General features: G+C 71.6%; 12 protein-coding genes and 3 pseudogenes. 7 read left to right on the top strand and 8 right to left on the bottom strand.

Annotation, left to right across the window (positions count from 1 at the left end; genetic code table 11):
* The first annotated feature begins 242 nt into the window (after positions 1-242).
* The gene (locus tag ACIGFK_RS02925; protein ID WP_400050275.1) at positions 243-902 is read left to right on the top strand and encodes a hypothetical protein; all 660 of its coding nucleotides are present in this window, start codon (positions 243-245) and stop codon (positions 900-902) included.
* A gap of 95 nt (positions 903-997) precedes the next feature.
* Positions 998-1,186 (top strand): hypothetical protein, encoded by a 189-nt coding sequence (locus tag ACIGFK_RS02920; RefSeq protein WP_376660242.1) that lies wholly within the window; start codon positions 998-1,000, stop codon positions 1,184-1,186.
* Positions 1,187-1,219: 33 nt separating this feature from the next.
* On the opposite strand, the pseudogene ACIGFK_RS02915 reads toward ACIGFK_RS02920, so the two are convergent.
* Positions 1,220-1,471: pseudogene (locus tag ACIGFK_RS02915) on the bottom strand (ISKra4 family transposase); the annotation flags it as partial.
* A 145-nt stretch (positions 1,472-1,616) separates the two neighbouring features.
* Positions 1,617-2,000 carry a hypothetical protein gene (locus ACIGFK_RS02910; protein ID WP_400050273.1) on the bottom strand — a complete coding sequence of 128 codons (384 nt, stop codon included), beginning with the start codon at positions 1,998-2,000 and terminating at the stop codon, positions 1,617-1,619.
* A gap of 107 nt (positions 2,001-2,107) precedes the next feature.
* Between ACIGFK_RS02910 and ACIGFK_RS02905 the strand changes: the two are divergent.
* The 3 genes and pseudogenes from ACIGFK_RS02905 to ACIGFK_RS02895 all read left to right on the top strand — a co-directional run.
* Positions 2,108-2,449, top strand: a pseudogene (locus ACIGFK_RS02905) (AraC family transcriptional regulator); the annotation flags it as partial.
* Between the two features lie 143 nt (positions 2,450-2,592).
* Complete coding sequence (locus tag ACIGFK_RS02900) at positions 2,593-3,408, top strand: MerR family transcriptional regulator (protein ID WP_400050271.1); 816 nt, start codon at positions 2,593-2,595, stop codon at positions 3,406-3,408.
* The gene (locus ACIGFK_RS02895) at positions 3,405-4,403 is read left to right on the top strand and encodes a BtrH N-terminal domain-containing protein (protein WP_376660237.1); all 999 of its coding nucleotides are present in this window, start codon (positions 3,405-3,407) and stop codon (positions 4,401-4,403) included. The genes ACIGFK_RS02900 and ACIGFK_RS02895 overlap by 4 nt, the downstream gene beginning before the upstream one ends.
* A gap of 358 nt (positions 4,404-4,761) precedes the next feature.
* Here the strand turns inward: ACIGFK_RS02895 and ACIGFK_RS02890 are convergent, their stop codons facing one another.
* Positions 4,762-5,580: a maleylpyruvate isomerase family mycothiol-dependent enzyme gene (locus tag ACIGFK_RS02890; RefSeq protein WP_400050269.1), complete on the bottom strand. Its 819-nt coding sequence runs from the start codon at positions 5,578-5,580 to the stop codon at positions 4,762-4,764.
* A 247-nt stretch (positions 5,581-5,827) separates the two neighbouring features.
* Here ACIGFK_RS02890 and ACIGFK_RS02885 point away from each other — a divergent pair, with 247 nt between their 5' ends.
* Positions 5,828-6,355, top strand: a complete 528-nt coding sequence (locus ACIGFK_RS02885) for a VOC family protein (protein ID WP_386470961.1) — start codon at positions 5,828-5,830, stop codon at positions 6,353-6,355.
* A gap of 51 nt (positions 6,356-6,406) precedes the next feature.
* Here the strand turns inward: ACIGFK_RS02885 and ACIGFK_RS02880 are convergent, their stop codons facing one another.
* From ACIGFK_RS02880 to ACIGFK_RS02860, 5 genes and pseudogenes are all read right to left on the bottom strand, one after another.
* The gene (locus ACIGFK_RS02880) at positions 6,407-6,670 is read right to left on the bottom strand and encodes a hypothetical protein (protein ID WP_376660234.1); all 264 of its coding nucleotides are present in this window, start codon (positions 6,668-6,670) and stop codon (positions 6,407-6,409) included.
* Entirely contained in the window at positions 6,657-6,941 is a 285-nt protein-coding gene (locus ACIGFK_RS02875) for a DUF6400 family protein (protein WP_376660233.1), read from the bottom strand. Before ACIGFK_RS02875 ends, ACIGFK_RS02880 begins: the two co-directional genes overlap by 14 nt.
* 189 nt (positions 6,942-7,130) lie before the next feature.
* Positions 7,131-7,772: a cytochrome P450 gene (locus ACIGFK_RS02870; RefSeq protein WP_400050266.1), complete on the bottom strand. Its 642-nt coding sequence runs from the start codon at positions 7,770-7,772 to the stop codon at positions 7,131-7,133.
* Between the two features lie 132 nt (positions 7,773-7,904).
* Complete coding sequence (locus tag ACIGFK_RS02865; protein WP_400050265.1) at positions 7,905-8,198, bottom strand: hypothetical protein; 294 nt, start codon at positions 8,196-8,198, stop codon at positions 7,905-7,907.
* A 22-nt stretch (positions 8,199-8,220) separates the two neighbouring features.
* Positions 8,221-8,436: pseudogene (locus ACIGFK_RS02860) on the bottom strand (class I SAM-dependent methyltransferase); the annotation flags it as partial.
* Positions 8,437-8,713: 277 nt separating this feature from the next.
* On the opposite strand from ACIGFK_RS02860, the gene ACIGFK_RS02855 reads away from it, so the two are divergent.
* On the top strand, positions 8,714-9,154 hold the full coding sequence (locus ACIGFK_RS02855; RefSeq protein ID WP_400050264.1) for a hypothetical protein: 441 nt from the start codon (positions 8,714-8,716) through the stop codon (positions 9,152-9,154).
* Positions 9,155-9,182: the final 28 nt, after the last annotated feature.

The following is a 9,182-nucleotide window of genomic DNA, read 5'->3' as shown; positions in this document are numbered from 1 at the left end:
TTCGGCGAAACGGGCCGGCCCGTGCCCACGGACCTCCAAGGTCGCGCCGCCGCAGGTCGCCCCCGGGTCCTGTTCCACCAGTGCAGGGCGCCGGCACGGTCGCCCTTCGGGTGCAGGGCCACCGCACTCCGGCCCCGGTTGCCGGGACTTCCGTTCGGCATCCGCGCGAGCGAGTACCCCGCCCGCTGCGCGTGAGTATCCGTACTCACGCGCAGCGGACGGCTTGATCCGAGACTCGGCGCATGAGACGAAACTCCGCCCTGACCAGCACGGCTGCGGGCTCCCCGCGACGCACCTTGCTCACGCCCGCGGTGGCGGCTCTTGCCGCTCTGGCGCTCGTCGGCTGCGGTACCCAGACGACGGGCGCCGCCGGACAGCGGAGCGAGTCCGCCGGCACTTCCGGGGTCCCGGCCGACGCTTCCTTCACGGCGATGCTGGACGAGGTCGGCCAGCCGTGTCCCCAAGGTGGCCCGCCAGTGGCGGCGTCGCCCGCTCCGACGCTGCCGCTGCCGCCCGGTGCGGTGGAGGTACCGCCGGAAGTGGAGCCCATCGCCCCGACGGCGGGACCGGAGGTGGAGCTGAACGCTCGCGAATGGTGTGCGAGTTTCCTCCACGAAGAGCGCATCGCCCAGGCTCTCTGGGATCTGGTGGACCCCACTCCGACCTCGGTCAGGGCGATCCTCAACGACCTCGGCTACGTCGACGTGCGCATACACGACCTCCAGCAGTCCGGTGCGACCACGCGGTTCTTCCTCGACCTTCGCGACAAGGGCGGACGGCTCTGCCTGGAGGGATCGGCAGCCGGCAAGAACACCGTCGTCGACATGTGCCTGGCACGCGCCACCGGGCCGTTCACACCCGAGTGGCGGAGGGCGGACGCGCTGGACACCGACGTGACATGATCGGAACCCGGCAGCGTGACGATGCGCACCGTTGCCCGAACTGAAGGGGGAGCCGGGAGCGACGACGTCTTGTCGGTCATTCCGACCGATCCGCGGTGGCAGCCGGACCGGGACGCGGCCGGCCGTGCCTTTCGCTGATCGAGGAGCTGGCTCCGGGAGTTGTCGGTGGCACGGATGCCGAGATCGACGTGAACCCCGAACGTACATGGTTCGACGAAGACGACCTGACGGCGCTGGCGGACCGGCTGGGGCATCCGGTGAGGCAGATCCGGGCCCATCTCTGAAGGGTGTAGCTCTCCCGGAGGGAAGATCGCAGTTCAGGCCGTGAGGTCGTAGTCGGGCTGGTCAGGGGTGGAGGCCTCGTGCTCGCGGGCGAGGTGGTAGCGCCAGTAGGCCTGGAAGTCGCTGTTGTCCTTGAGGGCGCGGAGCTTGAGGATGGCCTCGGCTCCGTCGAGTCCCCAGCGGGCACCGGTGATCTCGAGGCGGTCGCCGATGAGGTGTCTGCAGGCGCCCTCGATCGGGCCGGTGGCGATCGGCCAGCTGCGGGCGAGGGCGCTGTCGTAGTGGAGCTGGGCGAGGTGGCCGGTGAGGCAGCGGACGCAGGCGTCGGCGGCCCCACGCTTCGCGCCGCGCAGGTTGGCGGTATCGGAGAACGCGCAGACGCGAGGGGCTTCCCGCCGCTACCCCCGTGGACGGCGGGAACCCCTTCGCCGGCTACCTGATGGTGTAGATGAGGCGGGTGCCGTTGAGGTTGATGGCGGAGACGGCGCTGCCGCCCACGTTGCCGGAGATCCCGGAGACGGGGAGGTTGCGCCACTGGTCCCCACCATTGGCCTCGAACGCCGCCCTGCCGCTTGGCGGGCCGCAGTCGGGGACACCCGGGAGGACGTCGTAGGGGTAGTCGATCCACCAGGAAGGGATCCACCCGGACGTGCCGTGACTGGATGCGCCATAGACCCAGTACGGGTTGCTGCCGACGGTGTCCCCCTTGCACTGGCACGCAGGCAGGAAGCGGTCACCGACATTGATCGTATCGATCACTGGCCTGCAGTTGACGCTGCTCGGATAGGTCTGGCAGGCGGTGTTGGACTTGCCCACCGGGACACCATTCGTCGGGGCCGACGGCAAGGAGGCGCTGATCCGGTGGGCAGTCGATGGTCGGAGACAGCGCGCTGTTTCTGGCGTTGGGGTGTGAGTCAGGACGCTCACCGGTAGCGACGCGGCGGCGGGGATGGTCGGCCGCCCCGGCCGAGCTCGACGGCACCGTCGTGTCCCTGGACGACCTGTGGGGCCGGGAGGTTTCCCGGATCAGCGAGCGGTTGGGCGAAGTCCCGTCGTGGCAGGAGCGTTTCGCGCTCACGGAGGCGCTGCTGGCCCGCCGCCACGAAGCGGGGCCGCCGGTGGACCGGGAAGTGGCCCGGGCCTGGGACCGTATCGTCGCAGGCCGCGGCCCGGTCGCGGCCGACGCCGGCTACGCCGACCAGTCCCACCTGCACCGTGACGTCATGGCGTTCACCGGGGCGACCCCGGCGACCGTGGCCCGCGAGCGGTCCTCGCCGCGGAACACCATCGGCCCGGCCCCGCGGCCGTGGTTCAGCCTTCGGCAGCGCGGTGTCCGTCGAAGTCCTCGATCACGGCTGAGGAGAACGCTGCTGGACCCTCCCACAGTGGGAGGGTCCACCATGATGGCGTGCACGACGAACTCCTCACCATCGGGCGCTTCGCCCGCCTGTGCCGCCTCAGCGTGAAGCAGCTACGGCATTACGACGACATGGGGCTGCTGGCTCCCGTCCACGTGGGCGTCGCCTCCGGCTACCGCTATTACGCGGCCGAGCAAGCCCGTGATGCCCTCACGATCGCCCTGCTGCGCGAGATGGATCTTCCCCTGGCCGTCATCGCCCGGGCACTGGCTGCCGGGCCCGAGCGCAGGGCGGTCATCCTGCGCGCCGAGCGGGATCGGCTGGCCGAGCGGATCAGCAGGGACCAGGTCCGGCTGCAGATGCTGGAGCGGCTGGCAGAAGGCGGTCTGCCCGGCTATGAGGTGACGCTGGGCAGGGAGCCGGAGCGACGGCTGGTGGTGGTGCGAGCGGTCTGCAGCCCGACGCAGATCGGGGCCAGGGTCGAGGAGTGCCTGGGTCGGCTGCTGCCCGTGCTCGGAGAGGCGGGCATCCCATGGGAGCCGCCGCTGTGGGGGTTGTATCCGCTGGACCTGGAAGAGGGGATGGAGATGGCCGTAGGGGCGCAGACCCCGCACGGGGACGACGTACCCGGCCTGGAATACGAGGTGCTGCCCGGGGGACCCGTTGCCGAGACCACGCACATCGGGCCCTACGCGCAGCTGCCGCTGGCCTACAACGCGCTCTTCGCCGCCATCCACGAGCGCGGGCTGCGCCCGGCAAGCACCTCCACACCTGTACGCGAGGCGTACGTCGTCGGCCCGGCAGAGGCACCGCAAGAGGAACTGATGACCCGACTGGTCGTCTCCGTCCGGGAGGACACGGCATGAGCACGGTGACGGACATCGATGCCCGCGGCACGCAGCACTGCGAGACGTCGGCCCTGGGGGTGCTGCTGCGGCACCTCGGACTCGACCTGTCCGAGCCCATGCTGTTCGGCCTCGGCTCCGGTCTGTCCTTCATCTACTGGGACGGGAAGAACATGGGCTTCCCGTTCCTCGGGGGACGGGTCAAGCCGTTCGAGCTCACGAGGAACCTGGCGGGCAGGCTCGGGCTGGAGCTCCTGGTCCAGGAGACCACCTCCCCGCGCAAGGCATGGGACGGCGTGGCGGCATCCGTCGACGCCGGCCACCCCGTCGGACTCCAGCTCGACAGCCACTACTTGGACTACTTCGGCTCGAAGATCCACTTCGGCGGTCACGTCGTCGCCCTGTACGGCTACGACGACCACAACGCCTACCTGGTGGACACCGACCAGCAAGGCGGAGCGGTCTCCACCAGCCTGACCAGCCTCGCCCAGGCCAGGGCCGCGCGCGGACCGATGACCGCCAAGCACCGCTCCTTCACCCTCGCGGCTCCGGCAAGCCTGCCCGCCCCGCACGAGCGGATCGTCCCCGCCATCACCGCCTGCGCCGACGCCTTCCTCGACCCGCCCATCGCCAACCTCGGTCATCGCGGCATCGAGAAGGCCGGCAAGCTGGTGCGGACGTGGCTCCAGCGCACCGAGAGCCCACAGCGGGACCTGCCACAGGCCGCCCTCCTGATGGAGAAGGCCGGCACCGGCGGCGCCCTGTTCCGCAACCTCTACCGCGACTTCCTCGCCGAATGCGCCGATCTGCTCGACAGCAGCCACCTGCGCACCGGCCACGCGCTCTACACCGAGGCAGCCGCCCTGTGGACGGAAGCAGCAGCACTGATCAAGAAGGCTGGTGAATCGGGCGATGCCCGGTGCCTCGACCAGGCCGGCTCGGTCCTCGAGGACCTCTCCCGTCTGGAGCGCGAGGCCATGCAGGCACTGAGCCGCCTGGGGAGTGCGAGACCCTGAGCGTGATCCCTCCCTGAACACGGCCACCATCCCGAGGCGTACGACCCGCACCCGGACGAGAAGTCCGCGCCCTGACGGCGGCCCCTCGCCGTGCGGCAGCGGTTTCCGGGCCCGGACCGGACCGGGACCAGGTCCGAGGTGGACAACATGCCGCCGTCGGCGTAAGCGGCGGGCCTGGGCAGCCCGGCTCGAGACCGGCCCGCCGGTGCAGTGGCACCACCGGTTCACCCGGGGCGACGTCCTGCTGCTGGTCACGGACGGACTGGCGGAGGCCCGCAACCCCGACGGCGCCTTCCCACGGAGCCATCTCGGGCGCGGCGTGCTGGTTGCGCGGGCGTCGGCCGACGCCCGGCCGGTTTCAGGCCGGCGGGGCAAGGGTGAACCAGTGCTTGAGGAGTGCGCTGTCACCGGTGACGTCCAGGCCGGCGGCGGGGAGCCGTCCCCAGAGGAACAGCGTCAGGTCGGATGCCGTGCCCGCGGCCTCGACGCCCACCGGGCCGGTGCCGTCCGGTTCCAGCCGTACCCCGGTGCCGGTGAATTCCAGCGTCCAGGACTCGGGGCCGTCGGTGCGGCGGAAGCGGTAGCGCTCCCCGGTCCCCGCCGGGGCCGGCTTCCAGCCGCGCCGGGCGGGGACCATGACCTCGAAGGTCTGGGCGACCGCGTCCGTGGCGAAGGCGGGGTCGAAGGGGGCCGGGTCGCCGGTGACGGATTCCGCGTCCCAGCGGTGGACGGCCTGTTCGATGGTCTGCACGCGCAGCCAGAAGCCGCTGGTCCGCTCCGCCGACCAGCTCCACACCGGTACGTCCGGTCCGAGCTCGCGCAGCGCCTCCGCCAGGTCCCGGGCTGCGGCCGCCGACCAGTCGAAGAGTTCCTCGGGGACGGGGCCGCGGTGCGGTGTGGCGTCGTGCCGGGGCCAGGCGGCCCGTACCGCCGGGTCTTCGGGGAGTGCGTAGAGGGCGGGGTCCGTGGGGTCCGGCGGCTCCGTGTGCCGCTCCTGGAGGACGTGCGTGAGGTAGCGCTGGACGCTGCCGAGGTGGCCGGCGAGGTCGGCGACCGACCAGCCGGGACAGGAGGGAACCGGCGGGGCTTCGCGTCCGCCGTCGGCCGCCCGCCGTACGGCGCAGTCGAAGGCCTCCGCCTCGCTCCGGAAGACACCGAGCCTGGTGAGGTGATCCATGCGGTCCACCCTGCCCGGTACGGGGCGGTACGTATCGGCTTGCGCCAGGGGCGAACGCCGTCAGCGCCGCCGGCCTCCGCGGTGCGTGCCTCCATGGCGGGGGCGTCCCATGCACGGCGACTTCCGCACAGCGTCCGTGAGCGCGTGGCGGACCGGTGGATCGACACGGTGGGAACTAGGACGGAACCTGACCTGCTTCGGCCGTAGTGTCGTCACGTCACCAGGAACCGGCAGACAGGACGTACCGATGAAGCACTCTGCGCCCGAGGGCTGCACCAGCGTCGCACCGTGGGTCGTCACGGACGACACCGGCGCGCTCCTCGACTTCATCACCGCGGCGTTCGAAGGCGAAGAGCTCGCCCGGGTGCCCGTCGCGGACGGCACCATCGGACACGGCGAGATCCGCGTCGGCGACACGGTGGTCCTGGCCTTCGACCGCCGGCCCGACTGGCCCGCGATGCCCGCGCTCCTGCGCATCTACGTCCCCGACGCGGACACCGCCATGGCCGCGGCGGTCGCGCACGGGGCAACCGTGGTCACGGAGGTCACCGACAGCGCATGGGGCGACCGGGGAGGCAGGGTACGGGACCCGTTCGGCAACATCTGGTGGGTCATGAGCCGGACCGAGGACGTCGCACCGGACGAAGCCTGGCGACGACTGTCCCAGCCGGAGTACGCGCAGTCGATGCGCATCGCCCAGGAAACCCTGGACGCCGAACTCAGCGGACGCGAATCCGGAGTGTCGAGCACCCCACAGCACCCCACCGCCCCCTGACCTCCCCGAACGTTCTGCTCTGCGGCGGGCACGGAGACGGGGACGAAGGGGTTACGCCGAGAAGCGGGGCAGCGTGCCGACGATGCGGTTCCACACCGAGCGGGTGGCACCGAAGCCGCTCTCGTGCACCCAGACGTGGGTGCAGGCCGGGCACTGGAGGTGGAGCAGGCTCCCCGTGTTGGTGAGCAGGTAGCGCCAGTGCGTGGAGCAGGTCCGCCGCTGCCCGCAGGGCTCACAGCCCTGGGCGTCGTCGCACTTCGGGCAGGCGACCCAGGCGCGGCGCCCCGGGTCGGCCTGCGGATCAAGCGGGAGCACTGCCGTCTCCCCTCGCGGGAAGCACACCGGCAGCGACCAGGTCGTCGTAGACGCGCTGCTGCTGGGCGTCGAGTCCGGAGTACAGCAGGTCGTACGCGGCCTCCTCGCCGAGCAGCACCTCGACCGGGTTCCAGTCCGGGCCGATGGCTTCCATGACCTGTGCGCGCCGGAGAACCTCCTGCGCGGTGAGGTCAACCTCGAAGTCGACCAGCGCGGACGCATCGGAGGCGTCGCGCTCGTCCGGGAAAGGGGTGGGGTCGTGGGGGGCCATACATCCGAAGTTAGGTAAGCCTTCTTTCCCTGGTCAAGGGAGGGTGTGCGGAGTCACAGATCAGCTCCGAGGCCCTCGTGCCCCTGCGTGATCCCCTGCTGACCGATACCGGACGTCGACGCTCGGCCGGCCCGTCGTTGCCGACGCGTGGCCGGGTCCGGCCACACGCAGTCCTGGCAGGCGGACGGGTCAGACGAGGGGGCCGAGCAGGGTGCTCCCCGCGTCTTCGGAGTCGTCCGAGAGGACGAACGAGGTCCAAGCCCTGAGGTACTCGTCGCGGGTGATGCGGCCGTTGCCGTCCTGGTCGAGGCGTCCGGCCGCGGTCTTGGCCTCGTCCGCGTCCATGCCCCAGGCACGGAGGAACGCCTCCAGCTCCGCCACTGCGGCCACTCCGTCGGGGTCGGCCAGGGCCAGGTCGGGGCAGGCGTCGGCCAGCGCGGCCAGGGCCTGGTGGGTGAGGTGCCGGCTGAAGGCGTCGCCGGGGCAGTAGTGGATACCTGCGCCGAAGGCGCGGTGCGGCGGTGGTACGGAGCGGTGCGGGTCGAAGACGTCCGGGTCGGGCACACCGTGCGCCTCGTCCCGCGCCGCGGAGGCCAGGAGCAGGAGCAGGCGTGCGCCTGCCCGCAGCCGGACTCCGCCGACGCGGGTGGGGCGGGTGGTCGCGCGCAGCCAGCCGATGAGCGGGGTGCCGTGGCGCAGGGTCTCCTCGACCGCCCGGGGCAGTTCCCCCGTGTCGTGCGGTGCGTGGAGGGTTCGGGTGGACAGGAGTTGGTGCAGGGCGTTGGCGATGAGCCGGGGGGTGACTTCGGCGTTGGTGATGAGGGCCTCCATGAGGGTGGAGGCGACTTCCTGCGAGGTGAACGGGGTGCCGTCGGTGTCGCGGTGGGCGAGCCAGGCGCCGACCAGGTCGTCCGTCGGCGCCCCGGCCCGGCGCCGGACCAGGGTGTGGCCGTGGTCCCACAGCTAGTCCAGGGCGTGGGCGGCCACGAGCTGGCCCGGTGCGTCGAGGTGTCCCCACACCAGCCCGGACAGGACGGTGGCCTGCTCGGCGATGGCCGCGTGGTCTTCGGCCGGTACGCCGAGGAGGTGGCCGATGACGGACATCGACAGGGGGCGGGCGTAGTCGGCGACGAGGTCGGCGACCCGCTGCGGGCGGCCGGCGAAGGCGGCGGTGTAGGCGCCGCTGGTGTCGCGCAGGACGGTGTCGATGTCCGTCGACCGTGCGGGCCAGCTCTGCGACGGCGGTGTCGGGGCCATCGGTGTAGTGCAGGACCCAGGCCGCCACGGCAGCGTCGAACGCGGCCTCGGGGAGCGGGATTTCCTCGGCCCTGCCGGCCAGGACCCGTACGGTCGCGGCGCCGAGCGAGCGCAGGGACTCTTCGTGGGAGGCGTGCGGTTCCACGGTGGTGATGGCGTCGACGCGGCCGGCGATCTCACGGATGAGGGCGCCGGTCCCTCCCCCTACGTCGAGGACGGCGTGGTTGCCGGCCAGCATCTCCGCGACCACGGCGATGTCCTGGCGCTCGAAGCGGGCTTCCATGTCCAGCCAGCCGTGCTCGCTCAGCTCGTGCGGACCACGGTAGTCCTCGGGCAGGGGGTGGGGGCCGGTGAGCGCGTGCGCCGGTACGGCGGGCCCGCCGGGCTTCACCGCGTACAGGAAGAGGTGCTCTTCGGGGCCCATGCCCGGGAAGTCCGGGTGGAAGGTGCTGATCCGCTCGTGGACCACCTGCAGGCCGGCCTGCAGGTGACAACGGGCCGAAGGCCTCGGCGGGATGGCTGGTGCAGCGTACGCGCTGCCCCATCCACTGGATCTCCTCGTCCTCGGCGTCGAAGGGGACGGTGACGAAGACGAACATCCCGCCGGGTACCAGCCAGTCGGCGATCCGGGCCAAGTTGGCATCGAGGTCGGCGCGCGGCATCTGCAGGAGCGGGAAGAAGGCCGTCACCACGTGCCAGTGCGCGGGCCGGTCCTCCACCGCACGGACGCCAGCGAGTTCGAAGCGGGCCGCGGGCACCTGCGTGCGGGCGAGGTCGACCATGGTGCGGGAGACGTCGTGGCGCGGGTGCCGGTACCGCAGGACCTCGACGACCTGGCAGCGGCGGTGGAGACCGCACTGAAGGGCTACGGACGCGAGCGCACCGCGCTGAAGAAGCAGTGCGCACCCGTGAACTGGCTCTGGTCGGACAGCGCGGCCACCGTGAACCACCTCTGACGATCCATCATCTCGATCTGCTCCGCCA

Source organism: Streptomyces sp. NPDC085524, assembly GCF_044541755.1.
Lineage (GTDB): Bacteria > Actinomycetota > Actinomycetes > Streptomycetales > Streptomycetaceae > Streptomyces.
Note: the sequence above shows the minus strand (reverse complement) of the source record. Positions and strands in the feature narration are given on the sequence as shown.

What these genes read in the sequence shown, in the direction of transcription:
- ACIGFK_RS02890 (WP_400050269.1), bottom strand. Translation starts at nt 5,580, where the DNA reads ATGGATCACCTCACCAGGCTCGGTGTCTTCCGGAGCGAGGCGGAGGCC.
- ACIGFK_RS02870 (WP_400050266.1), bottom strand. Translation starts at nt 7,772, where the DNA reads ATGGAGGCCCTCATCACCAACGCCGAAGTCACCCCCCGGCTCATCGCC.
- ACIGFK_RS02925 (WP_400050275.1), top strand. Translation starts at nt 243, where the DNA reads ATGAGACGAAACTCCGCCCTGACCAGCACGGCTGCGGGCTCCCCGCGA.
- ACIGFK_RS02875 (WP_376660233.1), bottom strand. Translation starts at nt 6,941, where the DNA reads ATGGCCCCCCACGACCCCACCCCTTTCCCGGACGAGCGCGACGCCTCC.
- ACIGFK_RS02885 (WP_386470961.1), top strand. Translation starts at nt 5,828, where the DNA reads ATGAAGCACTCTGCGCCCGAGGGCTGCACCAGCGTCGCACCGTGGGTC.
- ACIGFK_RS02865 (WP_400050265.1), bottom strand. Translation starts at nt 8,198, where the DNA reads ATGGCCCCGACACCGCCGTCGCAGAGCTGGCCCGCACGGTCGACGGAC.
- ACIGFK_RS02855 (WP_400050264.1), top strand. Translation starts at nt 8,714, where the DNA reads ATGGCTGGTGCAGCGTACGCGCTGCCCCATCCACTGGATCTCCTCGTC.
- ACIGFK_RS02895 (WP_376660237.1), top strand. Translation starts at nt 3,405, where the DNA reads ATGAGCACGGTGACGGACATCGATGCCCGCGGCACGCAGCACTGCGAG.